General features: G+C 66.9%; 17 protein-coding genes. 6 read left to right on the plus strand and 11 right to left on the minus strand.

The features are described 5' to 3' along the window. A partial coding sequence (locus MC380_RS11600) for an ESPR-type extended signal peptide-containing protein (RefSeq protein ID WP_277929944.1) occupies positions 1 to 3,645 on the minus strand: 3,645 nt, incomplete at its 3' end. Between the two features lie 326 nt (positions 3,646 to 3,971). Between MC380_RS11600 and MC380_RS11605 the strand changes: the two genes are divergently transcribed. Further along, the gene (locus MC380_RS11605) at positions 3,972 to 4,403 is read left to right on the plus strand and encodes a hypothetical protein (RefSeq protein ID WP_242164904.1); all 432 of its coding nucleotides are present in this window, start codon (positions 3,972 to 3,974) and stop codon (positions 4,401 to 4,403) included. Here MC380_RS11605 and MC380_RS11610 read toward each other — a convergent pair. Together MC380_RS11610 and MC380_RS11615 are read right to left on the minus strand one after the other, a co-directional pair. Then, positions 4,383 to 5,102 (minus strand): response regulator, encoded by a 720-nt coding sequence (locus MC380_RS11610; RefSeq protein WP_242165345.1) that lies wholly within the window; start codon positions 5,100 to 5,102, stop codon positions 4,383 to 4,385. The two genes, MC380_RS11605 and MC380_RS11610, sit on opposite strands and share 21 nt — an antisense overlap. A gap of 8 nt (positions 5,103 to 5,110) precedes the next feature. After that, positions 5,111 to 6,610 (minus strand): ATP-binding protein, encoded by a 1,500-nt coding sequence (locus MC380_RS11615; protein WP_242164906.1) that lies wholly within the window; start codon positions 6,608 to 6,610, stop codon positions 5,111 to 5,113. A gap of 241 nt (positions 6,611 to 6,851) precedes the next feature. On the opposite strand from MC380_RS11615, the gene MC380_RS11620 reads away from it, so the two are divergent. From MC380_RS11620 to MC380_RS11630, 3 genes are all read left to right on the plus strand, one after another. Next, positions 6,852 to 8,762: a potassium transporter Kup gene (locus tag MC380_RS11620; RefSeq protein WP_343223574.1), complete on the plus strand. Its 1,911-nt coding sequence runs from the start codon at positions 6,852 to 6,854 to the stop codon at positions 8,760 to 8,762. A 217-nt stretch (positions 8,763 to 8,979) separates the two neighbouring features. Next, positions 8,980 to 9,150, plus strand: coding sequence for a hypothetical protein (locus MC380_RS11625; protein WP_242164908.1), 171 nt, complete (start codon positions 8,980 to 8,982; stop codon positions 9,148 to 9,150). Further along, positions 9,147 to 9,455, plus strand: coding sequence for a hypothetical protein (locus tag MC380_RS11630; protein WP_242164909.1), 309 nt, complete (start codon positions 9,147 to 9,149; stop codon positions 9,453 to 9,455). The genes MC380_RS11625 and MC380_RS11630 overlap by 4 nt, the downstream gene beginning before the upstream one ends. 133 nt (positions 9,456 to 9,588) lie before the next feature. Here the strand turns inward: MC380_RS11630 and MC380_RS11635 are convergent, their stop codons facing one another. Beyond that, positions 9,589 to 10,449 carry an MBL fold metallo-hydrolase gene (locus MC380_RS11635; protein ID WP_242164911.1) on the minus strand — a complete coding sequence of 287 codons (861 nt, stop codon included), beginning with the start codon at positions 10,447 to 10,449 and terminating at the stop codon, positions 9,589 to 9,591. Then, on the minus strand, positions 10,446 to 11,270 hold the full coding sequence (locus MC380_RS11640; protein WP_242164913.1) for an MBL fold metallo-hydrolase: 825 nt from the start codon (positions 11,268 to 11,270) through the stop codon (positions 10,446 to 10,448). The genes MC380_RS11635 and MC380_RS11640 overlap by 4 nt, the downstream gene beginning before the upstream one ends. 134 nt (positions 11,271 to 11,404) lie before the next feature. On the opposite strand from MC380_RS11640, the gene gcvA reads away from it, so the two are divergent. Then, a complete protein-coding gene (gene gcvA / locus MC380_RS11645; RefSeq protein ID WP_242164915.1) occupies positions 11,405 to 12,349 on the plus strand; it encodes a transcriptional regulator GcvA in 945 nt (314 codons plus the stop codon). Between the two features lie 27 nt (positions 12,350 to 12,376). Here the strand turns inward: gcvA and MC380_RS11650 are convergent, their stop codons facing one another. After that, the gene (locus MC380_RS11650; RefSeq protein ID WP_242164917.1) at positions 12,377 to 13,672 is read right to left on the minus strand and encodes an MFS transporter; all 1,296 of its coding nucleotides are present in this window, start codon (positions 13,670 to 13,672) and stop codon (positions 12,377 to 12,379) included. 6 nt (positions 13,673 to 13,678) lie between these two features. Here MC380_RS11650 and MC380_RS11655 point away from each other — a divergent pair, with 6 nt between their 5' ends. Further along, complete coding sequence (locus tag MC380_RS11655; RefSeq protein ID WP_242164919.1) at positions 13,679 to 14,749, plus strand: DMT family transporter; 1,071 nt, start codon at positions 13,679 to 13,681, stop codon at positions 14,747 to 14,749. A 34-nt stretch (positions 14,750 to 14,783) separates the two neighbouring features. Here the strand turns inward: MC380_RS11655 and MC380_RS11660 are convergent, their stop codons facing one another. From MC380_RS11660 to MC380_RS11680, 5 genes are all read right to left on the minus strand, one after another. Then, positions 14,784 to 15,785, minus strand: coding sequence for an alpha/beta hydrolase-fold protein (locus MC380_RS11660; protein WP_242164921.1), 1,002 nt, complete (start codon positions 15,783 to 15,785; stop codon positions 14,784 to 14,786). Between the two features lie 4 nt (positions 15,786 to 15,789). Next, complete coding sequence (locus MC380_RS11665) at positions 15,790 to 17,859, minus strand: beta-galactosidase (protein ID WP_242164923.1); 2,070 nt, start codon at positions 17,857 to 17,859, stop codon at positions 15,790 to 15,792. Next, positions 17,856 to 19,793, minus strand: coding sequence for a glycoside hydrolase family 97 protein (locus MC380_RS11670; protein ID WP_242164924.1), 1,938 nt, complete (start codon positions 19,791 to 19,793; stop codon positions 17,856 to 17,858). Before MC380_RS11670 ends, MC380_RS11665 begins: the two co-directional genes overlap by 4 nt. 19 nt (positions 19,794 to 19,812) lie before the next feature. Continuing rightward, positions 19,813 to 22,782: a TIM-barrel domain-containing protein gene (locus tag MC380_RS11675; protein WP_242164926.1), complete on the minus strand. Its 2,970-nt coding sequence runs from the start codon at positions 22,780 to 22,782 to the stop codon at positions 19,813 to 19,815. A gap of 124 nt (positions 22,783 to 22,906) precedes the next feature. Further along, positions 22,907 to 24,949, minus strand: a complete 2,043-nt coding sequence (locus MC380_RS11680) for a glycoside hydrolase family 9 protein (protein WP_242164928.1) — start codon at positions 24,947 to 24,949, stop codon at positions 22,907 to 22,909. Positions 24,950 to 25,124 lie beyond the last annotated feature (175 nt).

Raw genomic sequence — 25,124 nt, forward strand, 5'->3', positions numbered from 1 at the left:
CTGCGAACCGTTGATCGCATCGGTCGAGCTGCCGGAAATCCGACCGGCCGCCACGTTGGTGATGGTCCGTTCGGCGCCTACGCTGCCGACGCTGATGGTGCTGGTCGGGTTGATGCCGGCGAAGTTGTAGGTGGTGCCGCCAATGATCGTGCTGGGCGTCGCTACCGCGGTATCGGTCACCGAACCCGAACCCAACGCCACGTCGCCGGCGTTGTTGGCCACCGCGGTATCGCCGAAGGCGACCGCGCCCGCGGCCAACGCACTGCTGGTGCTGCCGATCGCCACGCTGCCCTGTCCAATCACCGTGTTCTGGTAGCCGATGCCGACCGCGCCCTGCGCCGCAATGCCCGGCGTGCTCACCGCCTGCCCGCCGCCGCCGACCATATTGGTGTTGCCCATCGCCACCGAACCATTGCCGGTGGCGGTGTTGTCCAGGCCCGACGCAATCGCGCCGTTGCCAGTGGCGGTGTTGGGATCGCCGATGGCCACGGCGCCGTCGCCGTTGGCAACGTTGCCCGAGCCGATGGAGACTGCACGACCACCGGTGGCGACGGAGCCACGGCCGATGGCGACTGCCTCGTCGGCGTCGGCGACGGCATCCGTGCCTATCGCGATGCTGCTCTCACCCGTGGCATTGGCGTGCAGGCCCACAGCTGTGGACGCTATCCCGCCTGCGGTGGCCTGGTAACCCGCTCCGAATGCGAACGTGGCGCTAGCGTTGGTGCCCCCGCCAATGGCGGTGGCCGTGGTGGTGCTTGCATTGGCGCCGTTGCCGTACGCCGTCGCCCAATCACCGATGGCTGTCGCACCCTCGCCGACCGCGGTCCCATAAGAACCTGTCGCGCTGGAATTGCGCCCGATCGCAATGCCGTAGATCCCCGCGGCTCCGGAGTCCGTGCCTATCGCGATGCTGCTCTCACCCGTGGCATTGGCGTGCAGGCCCACGGCCGTGGACGAAACCCCGCCGGCAGTGGCCTGAAAACCCGCTCCCAATGCGAACGTGGCTGTGGCGTTTGTGCCTGCGCCAATGGCGGTGGCCGTGGTGGTACCCGCATTGGCGTTGTTGCCATAAGCCGTCGCCCAATCGCCGATAGCTGTGGCGCCCTCACCAACCGCAGTCCCATAAGACCCTGTGGCGGTGGCATTGCTCCCAATCGCAATGGCGAAAGGCGCCGTCGCGCCGTCGTTGAGATAGTTGGCCTGCTGCGCGCCACCATCGTTCACGCTGAAGTAGTGAACGGGCGTGCTGGCCGCGATGGCCGCGATGGCCTGGTTGGTGGCGAACAACTGCGAACCGTTGATCGCATCGGTCGAGCTGCCGGAAATCCGACCGGCCGCCACGTTGGTGATGGTCCGTTCGGCGCCTACGCTGCCGACGCTGATGGTGCTGGTCGGGTTGATGCCGGCGAAGTTGTAGGTGGTGCCGCCAATGATCGTGCTGGGCGTCGCTACCGCGGTATCGGTCACCGAACCCGAACCCAACGCCACGTCGCCGGCGTTGTTGGCCACCGCGGTATCGCCGAAGGCGACCGCGCCCGCGGCCAACGCACTGCTGGTGCTGCCGATCGCCACGCTGCCCTGTCCAATCACCGTGTTCTGGTAGCCGATGCCGACCGCGCCCTGCGCCGCAATGCCCGGCGTGCTCACCGCCTGCCCGCCGCCGCCGACCATATTGGTGTTGCCCATCGCCACCGAACCATTGCCGGTGGCGGTGTTGTCCAGGCCCGACGCGATAGCGCCGTTGCCGGTGGCGGTATTGGGATCGCCGATGGCGACCGCGCCGTCGCCGTTGGCGACGTTGCCTGAACCGATGGAGACCGCCCGGCCACCGGTGGCGGTGGCATTGGTGCCGATCGCCACCGCTTCGGCCGAGTCTGCGACAGCATTGGCGCCCACTGCGATTGCGTTATCAGCCGCCGCATTGGACTGGATTCCCAATGCAAGTGCATTGATGCCGGTCGCCCGGCTCGCCGTTCCTGCCGCAATGGCGTTGGCTTGCGATGAGGTCACATCCGTGCCGATGGCGATGGCACCCGCCGCAGTGGCGCCCGCCCCTGCAAGCGTGCGCGCGCCAAGATTGATGGAGTTGATCTCCGACGCGATCGATTGGAAGCCGATGGCGATGGCGTTGCGGCCGCCTGCGTTGGCGCTACTGCCCTGCGCAACAGCATCCAGTGCGGAAGCTCTCGCCAGGGTACCGATGGCGATCGCGTTGCCCACGCTGGCATTCGCGTTCACGCCGATCGACGTGGTTGCGTCGGCCGCGACGCCGATGCCTGCGTTGGTGCCGATGGCGATATTGTCGTCGCCGCTGACCAGGCTGCCGGCCGCAGCGTCCAGGGTGCCATCGTAGGTTACCGTGCCATCGCCTGTGCCGAAGGCGACGTTGCGCGTGCCGGTGACGCCCGAACCCGCGCCGCGCATCACACTGGCAATGCCGCCGCCGATGGCGGTGTTCTGCGCGCCGGTGACCAGCGCCCCGGAGGCAATACCCAATGCGATCGAACCCGCATTGCCGGCCGTCGAGCCCGCACCGGCACCCTGGCCGACCGCAACGGTGCTTGTACCCATGGCGAGCGCTTGCGCGCCGAGCGCAAGTGAACTGTTTCCTACCGCCCGGGCGGCGTTTCCGACGGCGGTGGCTGCGTCGCTGGTTGCCTCTGCCTCATTGCCTATCGCAACGCTACGCACCGCGGTTGCCTGGGATAAAAAGCCTCCGGCGAATGCGAAGTTTCCCCCTGCTACGGAGTTGACGCCGACTGCGGTGGAGTTCCCTCCCGCAGCCCTGGAGGCGGTGCCCAACGCACTGGCGCCAGCTCCGGTGGCCTGGGCGTTAACTCCCAGCGCGACCGTATTGATATTGTTTGAGACCGCGCTGCCGCCTATCGCGATTGCACCGCCCGTGCCTGAGGCTGCCGCATTCAAGCCGATCGCCACCGAGTATTGCGTCGACGAGACGGATTGACCGCCAATGGCGATGGCATCGGCGCCCGATGCAAGAGCGCCACTGGTGGCATTGCCACCGAGTGCCACCGAACCGACGCCAGTGGCCCGCGTGGCTGTTGCTGGGCCGACGCCGCCTCCACCGATTGCTGTCGCATAGTTGACAGCGGCATTAGCTTGCGAGCCCACGGCAACGCCTCTAAGTCCACCTGCTGTCGACTGCACACCGACAGCGACAGCTCCCGCGCCGCCGGAGTTGACATCCGTACCGATCGCAATCGCCGACTCTCCGGACGCTCCGGTCCCACTGGTGCGCGCACCCACATAAATGGAGTTGACGCCTGAGCCAAGGGCCTGGTAACCGAGAGTCGTGGCATTCAGCCCCGAACTGACGGCCCTAAAACCTATAGCAGTGGCTCCGCCGGCAGTCGCCTGGGACTGAAAACCCACGCACGTCGCGCTGCCGCTGTAGTAGTTGTACGGCGCGGCAGTACAGTCCACCGACTGCGCCTGCGCCGACCCGGCCCATCCCATCCCGCCCATCGCCAGCAGCGAGGCCATGATGGCGACGGACAACGTTCCCGGCGCGCACGATGCCTTCTGCCCGCCTCTGGATACCTTGCCGCGAGGCGCTGCCAACTCGGAGGCGACCACCAACTGGTTGAGCGACCGGCTCCATACCACACTGTAGATCCTGTTCATTACTGCTCCCTGGTTGCAAGCGAGTGCGGTGGTCCGCAGGCCAAGACGACGCTGCGTTGCTTAAGAATTCTTTAGAGAGAAACTTCGTTGACGACCATGACGATGTGCGTGCACATCTGCGGTCGACCGGTGTCATGGTTGTGCATGGCAACGCGTAGCTTCGCGCTCGCATTCGGCACCGCGCATCGGCCATCCGCCCGCGAACCCACGCTCTGGAGCAGTCGTCGATGGCTTGCGCTGGTGCCGCGCGCTTCGGACGCCCTCGTAGGCCATGTCAATCCACTTCCAAGCCGCTGCACCGGCCGTGCCCGGCGCGCTTCAAGCTCGTGATCCATGGCAACGGGTTTCGGCCGCGCGATGCGCTCGACGGCACAATCGCGACCATTGACAGTGACCGCATCCGCTCCGGGCGCCGGCAGATCTCCGGCACCGAAGAAATTCTTTATCTCCATCATTCCCCTTGCCGGCTTCCGTATCCGTTATCGGGCTTGAAGCCTTCCGTGCATTTCTATCCGTTAGGAAATGGAATTACTGTGATTCGAATTGCAATTCGTGCTTTGGAAATTTTTAGAACTTTCTACTTGCAACTGTTGCAACAGTTGGATGCAAACCAGAAAACCACCAGGGCGCACTTCACTGTCTGGATGACGAGAGAATGCGTGAGTTTTGGTGAGTATTGTTGGCAGGAAGCTTCAATGGGCACTGCGACGGCGAGGCTCATTGATGGGTGGCTTTCGTCACAAGCCCTGGCCCGATGAGAGGAACCTCAAGCCGACGCCAGGCTCGGTGGCGATCCAGCGCGGTGCGGCCGCATCGTCGCCCAGCTTCTGACGCAACTTGCCGACCAGGATGCGCAGATAGTGGGTGTCCTCCTGGTGGGTCGGTCCCCAGAGTTCGCGCAGCAGCTGCGGCTGGGTTACCACGCGGCCGGCGTGCTGGACCAGGAACGCGAGCAGTGCGTACTCCTTGCGCGACAGCGCCAGCGGCTCGCCGGCAAGACGAACCTCGCGCCGCGCCAGGTCGACATGGAGCCGGCCGTCGTCGAAGACCGGCGATGCTTCGCCCGCCGCCGCGTGCCAGCGCAGCAGGACGCGAATGCGTGCCATGAGCTCCTGTACGCCGAACGGCTTGGTGACGTAGTCGTTGGCGCCGGCATCGAGCGCTCCGACCTTGTCGGACTCGTTCGAGCGCACGGTCAGCACCAGCACCGGCACCTGCGACCACGCCCGGATGTCGCGCAGCACGATCAGTCCGTCGCGATCCGGCAGCCCCATGTCCAGGACAACCAGATCCGCGCCGCGCACGGCGAGTGCATCCAGGCCCGCCTGCGCGGTGTCCGCGAGCTCGACTGCGAAGCCCTGCGCGCGCAGGCTGATCTCGAGGAACTTGCGGATCTGCGGCTCGTCGTCGATCACCAGCACACGGGCAGGTGGCGCGGAGGCGAAGCTGGGCTGCATGACTTCGCTCATGACGATGCCGGCGGCACGTTGAGCGGCAAAGTGATGCGCAGGGTGGTACCGCGGCCGTCCATGCCTGGTAATGCTTCGACTTCGCCGCCGTGCGCGCCAACCATGCCGCGACAGATCGCAAGGCCCAGGCCGGTGCCCTGCTGGCCACGATCGCCCCGCTCCACGCTATAGAACATGTCGAAGATGCGCTTGCGTTCCTCCTCGGGAATGCCGGGTCCGCGGTCGCTCACCTCGATCTGCAAATGATCACCGACACGCCGTGCGTCGATGGCAACCGGCTCGTCTGCCGGCGAGAACTTCGCCGCGTTCTCGATCACGTTGAACAGCGCCTGTTCCATCAGCGCGGGGTGGACCCAGACCGGACCAAGCGCCGGGTCGACCCGGACCATGAACTGCGTGGTGGGCTGGTAACGATGCATGCGCCCGACAGCCGAACCGATCAGCTCATCGACACCGATCCAGTCGCGGTGCAGCGTCAACGTGCCATGCCCCAGCCGGGTCATGTCGAGCAGGTTCTGGATGTAGCGATCCAGACGTTCGCCCTCGCTGCGGACGGTTTCGAGCAAAGCATGGCGGTCCTCCGCGCCCATCGAATCGCCGTAGCTGTCCAGGCTGCCGGCCGCGCCGATGATCGCCGCCAGGGGCGTGCGCAGGTCGTGGGACACCGACGACAGCAGCGCGCTGCGCAGGCGTTCGGTCTCCGTGGTGAGCCGTGCCGACTGCAGATCGGCCACCAGCCGCGTACGCAGCAGCGCCTGGGCAATGTCATCGGCCATTTCCCGCGTGAGTTGCCGCTGGTTCTCGCTGGGTTGCTGGATGTACGCAGGCAGTTTCAGGCCGATCACACCCAGCGGCCCATCAGGCGCCGGCAAGGGCAGAAACCACCAGCCGTGCTCCACCACCGATTCGATGCTGCGTGACCGTGCGAGTGCGTCGATACGATGCACCACCGGCTGTGCAGGCGGCTCGACGTCATCGGCGTGCAGACCGCGTTCGCCCAGGCGGATCCAGACATATGCGTCCAGATGCTTGCGGAAGACCGCATTGGCGACAGCGACGACCTCTTCCTCGTCCGCGGCCACGGTCAGGCGTTGGCCAAGCTCTTGCCGCGCCAGGGCATCCCGATGCGCCTCGCGCAACGCCTGCACCTGCATCGCCAGGCGCGACGCCAGGCGGCCGGCCAGTAACGCGGCCGCAAGAAAGGCCGCCACCGTCGCAACACCCTGCCGTGCGCCGATGTACAGCGTGTAACGCGGCTCGATGAAAAAGAAGTTGTAGGCGAAGAAGCACAGCAGCGCCGTCAACACCGCAGGTCCGGTGCGGGTCCGCGCGGCGACCAGCAGCACGGCCAGCATGAAGACCAGGGACAGGTCCTCCAGCCCCAGCCAACGCTCGGCAGCAGCGGCCACCAACACCGCAAGCAGTCCCGCCACGGCCGCCAGCAGGTAGCCGGCGGCGGGATTGTCGATGCTTCTGGATGCGTCGTTGACCGGCATGTCGCCTTCCGGGAACCGATTGGCGCCATTGTGCCGGGCTATGCGGATGGCTGTCCCCGTACACGCCGGGCAGGACAAGAATTTACGGGGAATTTACGCCAACCGGGCCTGTCGCGGCTTTTGCGTTTACGCCTGCGTCGCAAACACTGGCGTCCCGAAAACTGCTGTTGGGCGGTCTTTGCGGCCCGACGCCATCGAAGCCTGCCTGCAAGCGTTCGTTCCGCGAGCGCAAGGAACCTTCATGAACACTGCAACCGCACCCTCCGTCGCCCCTGCGAACAGCCACGCCAAGGCCAGCTTCGGCGCCCTGATGCTCGGCGCGATCGGCGTGGTCTTCGGCGACATCGGCACCAGCCCGCTGTACACCATCAAGGAGGCGTTCTCGCCGCACTACGGCCTGACGCCGGATCACGCCACCGTGCTCGGGATCCTGTCGCTGGTGTTCTGGTCGCTGGTGCTGGTGATCACGGTGAAGTACGTGCTGGTGATCATGCGCGCCGACAACGACGGCGAGGGCGGCATCATGGCGCTGACCGCGCTGGCACAGCGCACGCTGCCGGGTGGGTCGAAGGGCGCCTACATCATCGGCCTGCTCGGTGTGTTCGGCGTGGCGTTGTTCTTCGGCGACGGCGTGCTGACACCGGCCATCTCGGTGCTGTCCGCGGTCGAAGGGCTGGAGGTCGCGACCCCGGCGCTGCATCGCTGGGTCCTGCCCGTCACGATCACGGTGCTGATTGTGCTGTTCGCCACGCAGCGCTTCGGCACCGGCATTGTCGGCCGTGCGTTCGGTCCGATCATCGTGGCGTGGTTCCTGGCGCTCGCGGCGATCGGCCTGCACAACATCAGCGGCAATCCGGAAGTGCTGCAGGCGCTCAATCCCTGGTGGGGCGTGCGCTTCTTCCTGGACCATCATTGGGGCGGCATCTTCATCCTCGGCGCGGTGGTGCTGGCGGTGACCGGCGGCGAGACCCTGTATGCCGACATGGGTCACTTCGGCCGTCGCCCGATCACCGCGGCGTGGAATTTTCTGGTGCTGCCGGCGTTGACGATCAACTACCTCGGCCAGGGCGCGTTGCTGCTGGCCAATCCGCAGGCGGTGTCGAACCCGTTCTACATCGGCGTGCCGCAATGGGCGTTGTATCCCATGGTGGGCCTGGCCACCGCCGCGACCGTGATCGCCTCGCAGGCGGTCATCAGCGGCGCCTATTCGGCCACGCGCCAGGCCATCCAGCTCGGCTACCTGCCGCGCATGGCCATCCGCCATACCTCCCGGGAAACCATGGGCCAGATCTACATCCCGTCGATCAACTGGGTGTTGATGCTGGCGGTGATCGCCACGGTGGTCGGCTTTGGCAATTCCACCGCGCTGGCGACGGCTTACGGCGTCTCGGTGACCGGCACCATGCTGATCACCAGCGTCATGCTGATCGTGGCCATGCGCGCGCGCTCCTCCATGCCCGGCTACGTCTTCTGGCCGTTGGCGACCGCGTTCGTGCTGATCGACGTGGCCTTCCTGTTCGCCAACCTGGTGAAGTTCAAGGACGGCGCCTGGTTCCCGATCGCCCTGGGCATCGTCATCTTCACGCTGCTGCGCACCTGGGGCCGTGGGCGCAAACTGCTCCAGGCGGAGATCCTCAAGGACGGCATCCCGCTCGACACCTTCCTGCCTGGCCTGCTGCTGTCGCCGCCCGCTCGGGTACCGGGCACGGCGGTGTTCCTGACTGCGCAGAAGGGCATCGTGCCCAAAGCGCTGCTGCACAACCTCAAGCACAACAAGGTGCTGCACGAACGCAATGTGCTGCTGACCGTGGAAACCCAATCGATCCCGTTCGTGGCGGCGGGGTCGCACCTGGTCATCGAGACCATCGGCGACGAGTTCTACAAGGCGACCGTGCGCTACGGCTTCATGGAGACGCCCGACGTACCGCTGGCGCTGATGCGATCGGTCGACTGCAGCACGCTGTGCTTCGACCCGATGGAGACCACGTACTTCGCCAGCCGCGAAACCATCGTCGCAAGCCGCCACAGGGGCATGCCGATCTGGCGCGACAAGCTGTTCGGATTCATGCACCGCAACGCAGCACCGGCGACGGACTTCTTCCGGATTCCGACGACGCGGCTGGTGGAGCTGGGTTCGCCCGTGGAGATCTAGGGCTGCAATCGCCTGCCGGCATTCCGGCACGACTGTCCGCCCGTGACTTCGGCGCATTCGACGCCCCTACCGTTGGTCGGAACTAGCGCTGGCCGGTCGGTGTGGGCAGGTGCGTTGCCTGGGATTGAAGTCGCCCTTCCCCCGTTCGCGTGGCGGCCCCGTCCGGTTCGACGGTGATGCAGTGCGGCGGTCCGTGTTCCGCAGCGGAGGGCATGCCATGGGTTCTGGGATCCGCGAGCTGGTGTTCACCGGCCTGCAGCGCGCGTGGCAGGAATGGTTCGTTGAACGCTACCGCCTGTGGGACGGCATCGAAGTCGCCCAAGGTCTGCAGCTGCGCCTGATCGCGCACGACCGGTTTCACTCCACGGCCCCTGATCGTTGCCGATGACGCTGCCGGAAGAGCCGCCGCTGCTGACCCTGATCAGCCCGACCGAAGGCATGACGGTGCGCGCCGGCACGCCGTTCCTGCTGCAGGGCAGCCTCACCGACAGCGCGGGTGAGCCGCTGGCGGACGCACAGCTGACCTGGTCGCTCGGCGACGTACCGGTCGGCAGCGGCTGGACCTGCTGGACCGCCAGCGAACCCGGCATCACCCTGGTGCAGCTGTTCGCCTACCTGGGCGATGAACTGGTCGCACGCAAGTACGTGCGCATCACGGTCGAAGGGCACGACAGGGTGGGCGATTGCGACTAGCGCTGGGTTCGCGGCGGCAAGGTCCATCAACATAGACACCGAACGAGCGATTCGAGTTGGAGGCCAGTCGATCACCTGTACCGACGGAGCCATTGCGTGCCAGCGGGAGGCGAGCCGTCCCGACATCGCCCCTTCATCGCCAGTCCACCCATGCTCCAGGCGCGATCGCCTGGATCTCGATGGATGTTTCGCGCGCAGCCGTGCGCAACCGGCCGATCGCATCCTCGACCTCCACGTACTCCGTCATACCGGATACGCCGTAGTGGATGGGGACCAGTCGGCGTGCGCCCAGGATGGTCGCGGCGGCCACCGCCTGCTCGGGGGTCAGCACACCCGGCTGGCCGCTGACCGGCTTGCGCCAGCCGAAACGCGCGCCGTTGACCGGCAGGAACGCAGCATCGAATGGGCCGAACTGGCGGCCGATGCGCCACCAGTGCCCGTGCCAGAGCGTGTCCCCGCCATGGAAGATGCGCCGGCCGCCGGCCGACACCACCCAGGACGCCTGCGGGTCGCCGTAGCCATCCGAGGCGGGCACGGGAGTCGCGGTGAAGTCGCCGAGCAGCTGCGGCTCCCATGGCGCACTCGACCGGACCCGGGCACCTGGTGGAACCGGCAGCGGATTCGTCCCCGCCGGGTGCGCCAGGGTGCCGCCCTTGTCCAGCGCGTCCGCCGCGGCCTGCGCGTCGAAGTGGTCCGGGTGCGCATGGGTGATGAGCACATAGGCATCGCCAACGGCGTCGCCGACGGGAATCAGCGGGTCCTTGAGTGCGGCTCCCCACGCGTCCGGGTCGATCAATGGGTCGATGAACAATGTCGCTTGCGGAAGCTGCAGACGAATGCCCGCCCACGCCAGTCGCTGGATGCGCAAGCCTTCGCCGGCAGCTGCGAAGACGCGGCGCCCCGGAAGCAACGCCGCGGCCGAGATGCCGGCGCACGCAGTCAGAAATCCCCTGCGCGCCATGCCCCGGCTGGCCATGCTGTCGTTGCCGCTCACGCGTGTCGCTCCCGCGACGCGACCGCGGCGTCGAGCGAGAAGACCGATTGCGCGACGATGACCTCCAGGTTGTGCTGGTGCCATTCGCGTTCGAAGGCGACCGGTTCCACCTGCGGCGCCAGGCAGGATTCGATGGCAATCGAGGCGATGCGATCGTCGGCCTCACGCGGCGTCGCGTCCGCACGGATCTGGACAACGGCATCCTGCAGCCGGTCCAGGTAATGGCGCGCGTTGTCGAGCGCGGCGGCGGGAAACCGGCCCATGTGTCCGCCGATGATCGTGCGCCTGCCGAATTGCCGCAGCCGGCCGATTGCGCTGCGGATCAGTGCGGGGTCCGCCTTGGAGAGGTAGACGATGTTGCCGACGATGTTGTCGCCGGCGCAGACCAGGTCGGCAGTGGGCACGTCCACGCTGACGTGGTCCATGGTCTTGCCGGGGTTGTGCACGAAGCGCAGCTCGTGTTGCCCCCAACGGACCGTCATCGAACTGTCGAACACCACCTGCGGTTCGCGATAGAGCGCATCGACCCGCTGGTTCTGCGAAAGGAAGGTGTGGCGATAATGCCGGTGCGCGAGCGTCAGCGCGTCCGGGAATAGCGACATCCCGGCGATGTGATCGCTCATGAAATGGGTCGCTGCGACGACACGCACCGTCTTGCCCATCTCCCCGCACAGGACACCGCGCAGCCAATGCGCGTCGTCCACGCTGCCGAGCGCGTCGACCAGCAGCGCGTCGTCGCCATCGAGGAATGCGGTGGCGACCGACTCGTGGTCGTCGCCGACGAACATCAGCACGTTGGAACCCAGCTCTTCGAATCTCACGATGGTCGCCTGTCGTTTGCGGGGTGCCATCGTTTCCAACAGCGCAGAGCGCGACAAACGAGATGTTTTGTAGTCCGCATTAGAAAAACTAACTTGATAGGATGCGGCCCCGGCACCCGCGAGCCCGAGCCATCGTGAAGCCCCGCCATCCCGCCCCGCTCAATGCCCTGCGAGCCTTCGAAGCGGCCGCGCGGTGCTCCAGTTTCCAGGCCGCCGCGGCGCAGTTGTTCGTCACCCCGGCGGCGGTCAGCCACCAGGTGAAACGCCTGGAGGCGTACCTGGGAGTGGAGCTGTTCCAGCGCGGCCATCGCTCGATCGAGCTGACCAGCGAGGGGGAAGCGCTGGCCACGTCCTTGAGCCAACTGTTCGGACAGCTCGATCTGGCTCTGGACCGCGTCACCGCGCCCACGGCCGCGCACCTGCGTGTCAGCACCATGGAGTCCTTTGCCGCGAAATGGCTCGCGCCCAGACTGCACCGCTTCCATCGCGACTGCCCCGATCTCAAGGTCCGCATCGAGACGGGCAACGAACCTGTCGATTTCGCCCGCGGTGGCATCGATGTCGCCATCCGCTATGGGCCCGGCGACTACCCGGGCCTGTGCGTCGAGCGGCTCATGGACGCACCGGTGTTTCCGGTCTGCGCGCCTTCGCTGATGGGCGACGGACTCCCGCCGCTAACGTCACCCAGCGACCTGCAGCACCACACGCTGCTCCATGACGAAAGCGCCGCCGGCCGTCCCGGTGTCCCGGACTGGGGTGCATGGCTGGAAGCCGCTGGCGCAAGCGGGGTGGACGCGACCCGGGGCCCGGTTTTCGCGAGTATCTATCTGGCGCAGGAGGCGGCTGTCGCTGGCCATGGCATCGCGCTGGGCGTCGCCCCGCTGGTCGAAGAGGATCTGCAGCGCGGTCGCCTGGTCAAGCCGTTCGACCATTCGCTCGCCAACGCTTACGCCTTCTGGATCGTTCGCCGGGATGGCACCGACAACCACCAGGCGATCGATGCCTTCCGACGGTGGTTGCGGGAGGAGGCATCCGGGATACGTTCAGGCCAGAGTGTTGCCGCGGCAGCGACGCGATGATCGCCGATGTCCGCAATCGACCACTGGTCACTCATCCAGCTTGACGCGCTGAAACACCGCCAATAGCGTCAAGTCATAGGCAATTTTGAGGACCCCGCATAACAGCAAGGGTGCAGCCAGGTGCCCTGCAGCAAGCATTGCGCCACTCAAAGTGGGGCTCACGGCCGCGGCGAGGCTCCGCGGCACCAGGGTATAGCCGGCAGCGGCCGTTCGTTCTGGTGCAGATACCACGGACATGACATACGCCGACCGTGTCGGGACGTCCATCTGCGACAGGAGTGCACGCAATAGCAGGAAGCCCAGCGCGAGTTCGAGATCTGGCGCAAGCGCCGCCGCGATGAGCGCCAGACTGGATGGGATGTGAGTGAACACCATCGTATTGAGCAACCCGATCCGCCTGGCGATCCATGGCGCGGCCAGCTGTGAGAGAGCCGCCATCAGGCCGGCCCAGAAGAAAAAGCTTCCCGCCGCAGTCAGTGAAAGATCGAAACGCTTGAAGAGCCACAACGCGAGCAGGGACTGGACAAGCAGCCCGCCTGCAAATGCATCGACCGAGAACAGCATCGCGAGCCTTACAACGACAGGACGCGACTTGCCAAGCCCAACGGAAGGAGGATTCGGTGCCTGATCGGGGCCGGGCAATTTGCGATAGAGCAACCAGATGACGAAGCCTGCGAAGGCATAGATCCCGAACATGATGCGCATCGCAGGCAGCGCTGCCACCCCCACATTCGCCAGCTGCTCCGGCGCCGCCGCGGCGAGTGCCCCGAAGGCCGCGCAAACAGCACCGGTCAGGCTATAGCGGGCAAACAGTCGGGTTCGCTCATGTCCTTCCGCGGCATGGGCCAGACGCGCATGCTCCAGTGGCAAGAACACGCTCACATCGCCAGAACTCGGGTTCAACGTGCCGACGAAGGCCACCACGACCAATGGCCAGAAGTCCGAGAACACGGTAAACGACAACCCTGTCAGCGCCATCAGGATGGCCGCCATGCGCAGCAAGTGGGCGCCATGCAGTCGATGGCCCCATCTGCTTACCAGCAACGTCATCAGCGCGGAGCCGAGCAACGTCGCCGTGCTCAGCAAGCCCACCTCTACGGTGCCCAGTCCGAGAGCTAGCAGATAGGCCGGGAGCAACACCGCAACAAAGCCATCGACGAACGCGCGAATGCCGCGCCCCAGCAGCAGGAGCTTCGCCTCACGATGGGCGACGGATGCGTCCAGAAGAAGACGGCCAGCGAACAGGTTCCGCCATCTTAACGGTCGACCCGAGCGCGGGTGGGCAGGCTCGGCCGTAGCACCGGCTGCCTGATCCGGCATCATGACGCCATGCGCTTCCACACCAAATGGACGCCAGGAATCGGTCCGGCCTTGTTGGCGGCATTGCTGTTCGGCGCCAGCACACCTTTGGCCAAGCTCCTGATCGCGGATGTCTCGCCGATCGTGCTCGCGGGCCTGCTCTATGCCGGCTCCGGGTTGGGCTTGGGCCTGTGGCTGCTGCTAAGGCGATTGCGATCCAACAATCCATCCGCGGAGGCCGGGTTGCAACGCCGCGATATTCCATGGCTCGCCGGGGCGGTGTTCACCGGCGGCGTGGTCGGCCCGGTCCTGTTGATGCTCGGTCTTGCGAGTACCCCCGCATCCACCGCCTCCTTGCTGCTCAACCTGGAAAGCGTGCTCACCGCACTGCTGGCTTGGGTCGTGTTTCGCGAGAACGTGGACTTCCGGATCTTCCTCGGCATGGTCGTCATCGTGGCCGGCGGCGTATTGCTTTCGTGGACGCAGGCACCGCGTGCCGGTCTGCCGTGGGGCGCCTTTGCAATCGCTGGCGCCTGCGCCTGCTGGGCGATCGACAACAACCTCACCCGCGCCGTGTCCGGCGGCGACCCGGTCCAGATCGCCGCGATCAAAGGCGGTCTCGCAGGCGCCATCAATATCGCTGTCGCTCTGTGCATGGGGCATCGCCTGCCGGATGCAGCGCCTGTACTGGCCGCAGGAGCCATCGGCCTGGCGGGCTATGGGATCAGTTTGGTCGCATTCGTTCTGGCGTTACGTCACCTGGGCTCAGCCCGCACCGGCGCGTATTTTTCGACCGCACCCTTCGTAGGCGCTGCACTTTCGCTTGTACTCCTGCGCGAGGCGCCTAGCTTCAGCTTCTGGATCGCTGGCGGACTCATGGCGCTGGGCGTATGGCTGCACATCAGCGAGCACCATGAGCACGAGCACACGCACGAGGCGATGGAACACGAGCATCTGCATGCGCACGATGAACATCACCAGCACACGCACGACGTCCCATGGGACGGCCGCGAGCCCCACTCGCACCCGCACCGGCACGAGCCCATGATCCACTCACATCCGCATTATCCCGATCTGCATCATCGCCACGGACATGACTAGCCATCGGCTGCATTGGCCAGTCCACTAGCGGCCGCTACGGCCGATGGTCCCGCAGCTCGTGGCGCTCCGCGAAGATCCTCTGCGCGAAGTGGTAGAGATTGTTGGCCCAGCTGTCGCCGTCGTGGCCGTGGTCGTCGACGTTCCAGACATGCGGGATGCCGTGCCGCTTCAGGTACACATGCAGGTCCTGGGAGACGTTGATCAACCCGTCGCGGTTGCCGCATGACAGGTACAGCAGCGCGAACCGTTCGCGCACCGCCCCGGGATCGGGCAGCAATTCCGACGGCGGCCGGGTGTTGGGGGCTGCGGAGAAGGCGCCGACCCAGCCGAACGCATCGGGATGGCCGAGGCCGAAGTTCAGCGCCTGTCCGCCGCCCATCGAGAGGCCGGCGATCGCCCGATGTTCGCGGTCGGCGTAGGCCGAATACTTCGCTTCGACGGCAGGGATCAGGAATTCCAGCAGGTCGCGTTCGAACCTGGCGAAGCCGGCCGCGTTCTCCGGGGTGAAAACGCGCTCCTGCGGCGGGCTGCGATCGTCCGGCAGTGCGCGGCCGTTGGGCATGACCACGATCATCGGCGCCGCCTTGCCGTCGGCGATGAGGTTGTCCAGGATCGCGTGGGCACGCACATAGCCGCGCCATTCGTCCTGGTTGCCGCCGATGCCGTGCAGCAGGTAGAGCACCGGGTATTTCCGGTCGGCCGAATAGCCCGCCGGCAGATAGACCTGCGCCCGCCGACGCGTACCGGTGACGCCCGACTCGTAGGCCAACTCCACCACTTGCCCCTGCGCAACGCCTGCACGGACGTCCCTGAAACCGGACGGCGCATTGGCGAATGCGCGCACGTCGTCCGGGCCGAGCACGATGGGCCGGGCGAAGTTGGCGCGCGCCCGTTCTGGAGTGACCTGTTCCGCGTCCCGCGCGAACGAAGCGCCGGCGGTGGACAACAGGAGAAAGCAGGTCAGGGCGCCGCCGAGCAGCTTCATGGCGGGGGACGCTTCGTGCCGTGGCCGGTTGCGCATGGCGTTCGTAGTCATTGGATTACTGTTTCTCCAACAGGTCGACACCGAGCGGCTCCAGGCGCAACTTGCCCGACCAGCGCTTTCCGGAAAGCGCGCCGTGCATCGGGCTGTCGAGCGTCACCTCCCTGCTCTCGCTGGTGGTGTTGACGTAGAGAACGCGACCATCGACTTCGCGCGCGTACACGCCTTCAGGCGTCTTCGGCCCCGGCTCGATGCCCAGGCTCGCATACAGCTGCCGATACAGCGGCCTCATGATCTGCGGCTGCGCCGGGGTGGCGACATAGATCGCGCGCCCCTTGCCGAACCGGTTCGCCGAGATCGCCGGCGGCGTGCCGTCCACATTGGAGAACAGCGCGATCGTTTCCGCCGTGGACGGTTCCAGCACCTCGTAGTACGCGATCTTGCTCTCGATAGCCTGGTCGCCCAGCCCGGTCACCGTCGTACCGGTCCTGTAGAACTCGCTGGTATGCAACCCGAAGACATCGGAGAGACGTCCCGGCAACGGCGTGTCGTACCACTGGTTGTGCGCGTTCACCTTGGCGGAGAACGCCGTCATGATCACCGTGCCGCCGTCGGCGACGAACTTCCGCAACGCGTTGGCACCGGCGTCGTCCAGCAGATACAGCCCCGGCACGACGACCAGTCGGTAGCGCGAGAGATCCTCGTGGGCGATGTTGACGACAGCGGCGTCGATGTTGTCCTTCAACAGGGGCTCGAGGGCGTTGTGCGCCTGCTCGAGATAGGGCGTGGTGAGGTACCGGCGCACGCCATCTCCGGGTGCACTGGACGCGATGCGGTTGTCGAAGGAGTACGCGATCGCGATCTTCGGCCGCGTCTCGCGCGGAAAGCCCAATCCCTGCAGCCTGGCGAACTCGCCGGCGATGGTCGCCCATTCCTTCAGCTTCCAGGAAGGCTGGTCGTCATGGTCGATGAGGCCGAACAGCGTCTGCTCCTCGCCGCCGAGGTGGGTATTGAAAGTCCATGCCAGCGCCGTCTGCGCGCCCAGCAGCAGTCCGAAATGCGCCCACATCCGCGACCGCCCCTTGGTCCCGTAGACCCCGGGGCTGCCGGTGGTGAATTCGTTGAACCAGATCGGCGTGTGCAAGCCGCCCTTGATCATCAGCGCATCGAAGGCGGTGCCCACCGGCGGGTCGCCGTAGTACTCGGGGTAGAAACCCATCGCGCCGTAGCTTGCGTACTCGCGCTGGGTCGCCAGGTAATCGAAGCCCTTGCGGCCGGAGCCGTCCCACAGGTTCGAGATGACCGGCTTGTCCGGCACGTTCTTCTTCCGGATCGACTCCAGCTCCCGCAGCACGTCGATGGTGGTGTCGGACCAGTAGCGGCGCAGATCGAGGTAGCGCTCGAACGGGCCGGGGCCTTCGGCGTACGGCAATTGCACTTCGTCCCAGGCGTTGATGCGCCGCGACCAGCGCTGCGTGGCCCAGGCCTTGTTCAATGCCTCGACGCTGCCGTAGCGCTTCTTCAGCCATTCGACGAAGCGCTCGCGGTCGGCCGGCGAATAGGAAAGATAGCCGTTGCCGATCTCGTTGTTGAAACCGATCGCAAACAGGGCCGGGTGCCGGGCGTAGCGGCTGGTCAGCGTGTCGGCCATGCGCGCGAGCAGGCGCCGGTAATCCGGATCGCCGATGTTGTCCATGTAGCGTTCGGCCGCATGCAGGCGCGTGCCCTGCTGCGTGACGATGTCCACGCCCGGATACCGGTGATGCAGCCAGATCGGTGCAGGCTGCCCGGGAATGTCGAGGATCACCTTGATGCCGGCGTCGTGCATCCGGTCCATGATCCAGTCGAAGGTCGCGAAGTCGAACCGGCCCTCGGCGGGCTCGAAGTAGTCCCACGACAGGTCGCCCATCCGAACGACCTTCAAACCCGCCTGGCGCATCAACGCGATGTCGCGCTGGATCTGTTCGCGGCTGCGGTCCACCGGCTGGTAGCAGGTGCCGACGAACAGCTGACCGGAACCCGGCCAGTCGGGATGGCCCTCGGCGCTCTGCGCGAGCGCCGCAGAGCCACAGAACGGCGCGATGGCCAGTATCCAGGCGGCGACTGCCTTGCGGAGCTTCGCGTTCACGGCCCGGCGGGCTCAAGGATCGCGGCAGCGCCGCCGGCAGGCGACTGGCGCAACTCGAGCACGTCGCCCGCGGCGACGATGCGCTCGCTGCGCCGCACGTCGTCGGGCGCCCCGCCGTCTTCCCACACCGTCGCGCGGTAGCGGCCCTCGGGCAGGAAGTCCAGCGGCACGCGCGCGGTGCGGGCGTCGTCGGCGGTCATCGCGCCGAGGTACCAGGCCGCGCCCGAGCGCCGCGCCAGCACGATGTCGCGCCCGGGCTCGCCCGCGAGGAACCGGGTTTCGTCCCAGGCGGTGGGTACGCGGCGGATGAATTCGAAGCCGGCCGCGTCGCGATACGCGTCCGGGTCGTCGGCCACCATCTGCAGCGGGCTGTCGTAGACCACGAACATCGCCAGCGCCTGGCCGCGGGTGGTCTGGGTGAACGGCAGCACGTCGCGCACTTCGAAGGTCGCGGGTGTGCGGTTGCGGAAGCCGCCCGGCGTGTAGTCCATCGGACCGTTGAGCATGCGCGTGTAGGGCAGCATCAGGTTGTGGCGCGCAGTGATGAGCGGAGTCCACTTGTTCCACTCGGCGCCCATCACCCCTTCCTGGGTGATGAAGTTCGGGTAGGTGCGTTGCAGGCCGGCAGGCATGTAGACGCCGTGCAGGTTCAGCAACAACTTTCGTTCAGCGGTGGCCGCCGCGATGCGCTCGTGGAAGTCGACCATCTCCTGGTCGTCGCGCTCCATGAAGTCGACCTTGATGCCGCGGATGCCCCAGCGCACCCAGGTGTCCAGCACCTCGTCCATGCGCGCGTCCATGTGCTTCCAGTGCGCCCACAGCAGCAGGCTCACGCCCTTGGACTCGGCGTATCGCACCAGGGCGGGCATGTCCACGCCATCGACCGCGCGGGTCAGGTCGGTCTCCGGCCGCGCTTCGCAGCACGGGCCGCTGCCCCAGGCCCAGCCGGCGTCCAGCAGCGCATAGGGCAGGCCGGCTTCGGCGGCGAAGTCGATGTAGCGGCGGAAGGCGTCCATCTCCGCCGTGGCGCCCTCGCTGGCCCCGGACCACCAGTTCCAGGCCGCCTTGCCGGGCTTGACCCAGCTGAAGTCGCCCTCGGGCGGCGGGTTGAGGTTGCCCACCAGCGACGAGGCGATGAGGTCGCCCGCGCGGTCGGCCATCATCACCACGCGCCAGGCCGTCCTCAGCCCGCCGCGGGAGACATAGGCCGGCCCGTCGCGCCCCGGTACGGCCGACAGGCGCACCTGCATGGCCGCGCCCTGGCGCCACAGGGACGCACCCGTGTAGCCCTGCAGATAGGACTGGGTGATGGCGTAGTGCGTGCGGCCCGAGGCGGTGGCGCAGACCAGCGGCACGTCGTAACCCTTGTCGGTGGTGAGTTCCGAGATACGTTGGCGCTCGAAGGGTTTTTCGTGCGAGCCGACGTACTCGGTGGCCAGGCAGGACGGATCGCCCGCCGGCACGAAGGCGGTGCGCTCGCCGCGCAGGCGCACCGGCGCCGGGTCGTCGATGCGGTAGCGGAACGCGACGCCGTCGTCGTAGGCGCGCACGTCGATGATGAGCCTGCGCGCGGGCGCATCCTTGTCGCGGCCCGTTTCGCGGAACGTCAGCGTGGCGCCGCGGTAGTGGTCGCGCGCCACCGACGCCTTGGTCGCCACCAGCGGGATTTCGCGGTCGACATCGGTGTCTTCGCGGCTTTCCAACACCAGTGCGCCGAACGCGGGCGCACCGTCGAATTCCAGACCCAGCGGAGAGTCCGCGATCACGGTCTCCCCGCGTCGCAGCACCGAAAACCGGCTAGCGTCGTCCTCGATGCGGATCTCCGCATGGCCGTCCGGCGACGAAACCGTCGCCTGCCCTGCGAAGGCGGAGCCGGCCGCGGCGGCCCAGCACAATGCGGCGACCGCCGCGAACAGCATCGTCTGCGTCTTCATGTGGGAGCTTTCGTTTCCATCAGGGTGTGAACTGAAGTTCGACCGCCTCGCCGCCGAAGCGCACGGTCTTCGCCTGCATGTGGCCGCCGGGGCGCGATGGCATCAGCCGCACGTTCAGCGTGCGCTGCGCGGTCATGTCGGGGAATCCGCCTTCGCGCGCGCCAATGCGCAGCATCCGCCGCGCATCGTCCCAGGCGAGCGCGACGGTGGCGTACTCGCCCTTCTCGTAGCGGTAGCTCTCGCCGTCGTCCTCGTAGAGGGTGAAGCGGCCGTCGGCGCCGGGGTAGATGCGGATCTCGTAGGGCGCGTCCGGCTGCTCGTCGACGTACTGGACCACCGGGCCCAATGGCACGATCGAGCCGGCGCGCACGAACAGCGGGAACTCGTCGATCGGGTATTCGCGCGACACGCTGCGGCCGCCGGCATGGCGATCGCCGGTCCAGAAGTCGAACCAGTCGGTTCCCGCCGGCAGCAGCGTGGCCTGTCGCAGGTCGAGCTGCCGCTGGCGCTCGGCAAGCGAGCTGCGTTCGCTCGGCGTGCGCCAGGCCAGCCGCATCACCCGGCCGCCGCCTTTCTGGAAGTAGTCGACGCGCACGCGCACCGCCTGCCCCTTGCGCAGCGCGACACGCGCTCCTGCGAATCGCGCGCCGGCTTCCTTCCAGTCCTCGACGACGAGCTTGTCGTCGAGCCAGACGCGGAAACCGTCGTCGCCTTCCACGCCGATCTCGTGCTCGCCATCTTCGGCCGCGACGATCTGGCCTTGCCAGCGCGCCGAGAAGTCCTGCAGCCCGTCCAGGCCGGGCGGCACGCTGCCCAGCGGTGGGTCGGGCCAATGATGTTCGGCCTGCGTGTCGACCGTGCGGCTGGCGAGCTGCTCGAAGTTCATGCCACGGTAGTACTCGAGTTCGAGGCCCGGCCGACCGTCGGGCGTGCGCAGCTGCGTCGCCGGCACCGTGGGCGGCGGCGGCAGTTCGGCATGGAACATCGCCTTCGTGATCGGCTGCACCAGGAACGCCGGGCCGAACATGTAAGTGTCGTCCACGTCACGCAGTGCCGTTTGGTCCGGGAAGTCCATCGCCAGACCGCGCATCATCGTGTAGCCGTCGTGCGTGCTGGCCCAGGCCAGACCGTAGATGTAGGGCAGCAGGCGGTAGCGCAGCTCGGCGGCGCGGCGGATCGAGCGGTAGACCGCCGGATCGAGTGCCTTGAACGTCCACGGCTCGCGCTCGATCGTGGTGCCGTGGATGCGATAGATCGGATTGAAGATGCCGAACTGGTTCCAGCGTGCGAACAGTTCGCGGTACGCCGGGTCGCGTTCGCCGCCGGGCGCGTTGACGAAGAAGCCGCCGATATCCTGGGTCCAGTACGGCAGGCCGGCCATCGAGACGTTCAGCCCGCCGGCGATCTGCGCGCGCAGCGCGGCCCAGCTGGCCGTGGTGTCGCCCGACCATGGCATCGCGCCATAGCGTTGCTGCCCGGCCCAGGCCGAACGGGTCAGGGTGAAGACGCGCTTGTCGCCGAGGTCGGCGCTCGCGCGCTGGCCTTCGTAGACGCCGCGCGTCGTCAGCAGACTGTAGACGTTGAGATAGCGCCCGAAGTCGCCCATTGCGTTGCGGCCCAGGCGCTCGATGTCGGCCTCCACCTCGGCCGGATCGTGCGCGGCACCGCCCACCTCCACCTCGGTGCCGTCCATCCACAGCGCGTCGACGCCGAGATCGAGCAGGCCCTTCTTCAGGTGCTTGAAGTAGATGGCCCGGCCTTCGTCGCTGAAGGCGTCGTAGATGCGCGCCCGCTTGGAAATCCAGTGCAGCGGCTCGAAGCGCAATCCGCTGGCATCGAGCTCGCTCGCCAGCGCGGTGTCGTTGCCGACCGACGGCCAGATCGACACCATCAACCGTGTGTGCAGATCATCGTGCAGCGTGCGCACCATGCCGGCGGGGTCCGGGTAACGCTCGCGGTCCCAGATCATTCCGCTCCAGTTGCCGTCCCACTGGCCGTCCTTCTGCCCGCCCCAGTACTGCCAGTCCTGCACGATGACGTCCAGCGGGAAGCGCTCCTCGCGGAAGCGCCGCACCACTTCCAGCAGGCGCTGCTGCGTGGCATAGCGCTCCTTGCTCATGAAGAGCCCAAACGCGTACTTCGGGAACATCGGCGCGGCGCCGGTGAGATGGCGGTAGCCGGCGATCACCTCGTCCATCGTGTCGCCGGCCACGAGGTAATAGTCGACCCCTGCAGGCGCATTTTCGGCACGAAAGGCCGTGCCCTGCGGGCCGTCGGAGAACGTCATCTTCGAATACGTGTCCCACAGCAGGCCATAGCGGCGCGTCGACAGCATGAACGGCACGACGATGCCGATGTTGGTCTGCACCATCAGCACGTCGCGGCCGCGGTAGTCCATGTACGGCTCGTTGTACTGGCCCAGGCCGTAGAGCGACTCGTCGGCCGCCAGCGCGAAGCGCTGCTCGATGGCGTACGTCGGGCTTCCGGACGGTTCGGTGCCCGGCGTGAGCACCGGCGCCTCCTGCTCGCGCATCAGCGGCGTTCCGTCGGGCCGCTGGAAGGCGAGCGTGCCGGTGCGCTTGTCGACGACGACGCGCAGCCCGGGGCCGGCGACGGTGAGCGCGTCTGCGGATTCGGCAATGTCCAGTTGCGATGCCTGCGGCGACGCCACCACGACCAGGCTGGGCTGCCGGGTGTAGGTTTCGCCCTTGTGCGCCGAGACGCGCACGACGCCGTCGCCGTAGAAGAGCACGCTCTTCGTGATGCCGTGCACCTGGAACACGACGCCGCCCGCCGTGCGCACCCAGCCGAAGCCCGCATGGGCCTCGACAGGCAGCCGATGCAGTTGTCCCGCGGCGTCGAGCGCGCTGGGCAGGTCTGCAGCGCTTGCCGTCCCGGCGCCGGCCAGCACGGCACCGACGAGGCTTGCGACGAGCGCGCGGCAAGCGGCCGCGCGGAGGGTTCCCGATACTCCTGAGGCCATGCTCATGCGCGCTCCAGCCCCGTCAGCTTCACGCGACCGCCGCTGCTGCGAACGCCTTCATCCGCACTCCCTCTTGTGCTGCATTTTTTCATCATGTTCTACACGCAGGCTCGAGGACGAGCGCAGCGCCCTACTTCACGTACCGCGACAGCAGCCGGATGTAGGCGGTCTGGTAGCCGTTGGAGTTCTCGGTGATCGGCCACGAATTCAGCGGCCAGCCGTCGTTGAAGTCCTTGTACGCCTTCTGCCCCGGTTGCCCGTACGGCGGCGAGGGACGGGTCGTGCCGCACTTGGGCGATATGCCGGGACAGCGCTCGTCCCAGTCGTACTGCGTGCTGTTCGGGCCACCGACGAGAAAACCCGGTGCGGGACCGTACTGCGAGTCGCGCACGCTGTCCCACGCGGTGCCGTCGGCAAACCACGAGTGGAAGAACTGATCCACCGAATTCTCCGCGCCATGGGCGCCCATGTTCGACAGGTACGCCTTGCCCAGCGGATTGACGCCATGCAGGTAGTGCAGGTACGCCGCGCCCGCGTCGGCGATCTCCGCGGGGCTGTGCTGGCTCAGGCCATACAGCCCCTGGTCGGCGAACATGCCGCCCATCTGCGCCTTTATCCCGTTGCTGCCCCAATGGTAGGAGTCGATGTGGGCGCGGTAGGGATCGCGCTGATCCGCGATCGCGCCCCAGCCGGCATAGTCCGGGCGTTCCCACAGCTCCGTGTAGCGGGCGCGGATATTCTGCGCCACGCTGGCCGTCGCACCCGGCAGCGACGCGTAATACAACAGCGGGCGGTTCACGCCGGCGTTGTAGGGCGACAGCCACCACGATTTCATCATCGGTACTTCGGTGTAGTTGCTGTCGACGTAGTTGCGGTAGGTCGCCTCGCCGGTCAACGCGTACAGATAGATCGCCGCCACCAGGCGCAACTGGGCGCGGCCCTCGTCGTTGGTCTCCTGCTGACCCGCGCCCAGGCCGGCGGTGCCGTGGGCGGCATCGTTGTTGTAGAAGAGCACGCTGGGGTTGGCGATGGCCCAATCCCAGGCGCGCTTTGCGCGCAGGGTCAGGTCGGCGGCATAGGCATCGTAGGCCGGCTGGTCCAGTGAGGCGTAGACCTGGGCGCCATAGGCGTAGGCCGCCGCCGACGCCAGCGTCGCCGAGGTGCTCGCATTGCCGTACAGGCTCTGTCCGCTGGCGGCGGAAGGCCGGCCGCCCCCATCGGCCGACGCGAGCCCCACGATGGACAGCACCGAGCCATCGCCGTTCTGCATCCGCACCAGCCAGTCCAGGCCCCACTTCACCTCGTCCAGGAGATCGGGGATGCCGTTGCCGGATTCGGGAAGGTTGAAGTCGTCGGTCCACACCGGTTCGTTCTCGGTGTAGGCATGCAGCAACTCGACGACATAGCCTGCCGCCCAGCTGGTGTACTTGTTGAGGTCGCCGGCGTCGTACCAGCCGCCATGCAGATCGCGCTGGGTCGCCGCGTCGCCGGCCGCGTTGTAGCGGCGCGCCTGGGTGTCCTGCAGCGGGCCCAGGTGGCTCGCGGCATCGGCCCAGCCGGCGCCCGCGTACTGCGCAGGCTTGGCATGGCCGGCGCGCTGGTAGAAGAAGGTGCGCACCGCCTGCACCAGCACCGGCCGGTACACGTTGGCGCCGATCTGGAACCGGGCCGACCGGACCTTGCGGGTCCCGTCCACCACCTCGTAGGTGCCTGGTGCGGTGACCGCGCTGAAGTCGAATTGCCAGGTGCTGTCGCCGGACGAGGCGTCGACGGCACCGCTCTTCCAGCGCGTGGGCGTGCCGCTGAACACCACGGTGTTCGTCGCCGTATCCACCACCTGCAGCTTCGCGCCCGGCGCGTACTGGTCGGCGCTGTCGAAGCCGTTCACCGGGTTGCGCAGCACTGCCACCTTCTTCAGGCCGGGCAGATAGCCGAACTGATCGACCACGATGAACGGACCGTTGCCCACGACGCCGCGCAGCGTCGCTGGAAGCGGGCCTGCCATTCGCGGCGCGGAGGCGGGTGCCGCAGCGAGTCCGGCTTCGGCCTTTTGTGCGGATGCGGATGCGGGCGTCGACGAGGTTCCGCCGCCGGCTCCGCAGGCCGACAGGCCGGCCACCATGCCGCACAGAACGGACCGGGTCACCACGGCCTGCAGGGATCGTTGTCTCATCGCTTGCTCCACTTCGGTTCAGAAGGCACGCACTGCGACCAGAGAGTTCCATGGTTCCGCGGGCGGCGGCAGAGTGTGGCCGCCCGTCCCGGCGACAGTGCATCCGCCGGAAGGCAGCAACCTGCCCGATTCTGCAGGCCACATGCGTACGCCACCAATACCTGAAACTTCATTG

This window comes from Lysobacter sp. M15 (assembly GCF_022662515.1).
Lineage (GTDB): Bacteria > Pseudomonadota > Gammaproteobacteria > Xanthomonadales > Xanthomonadaceae > JAKPBU01.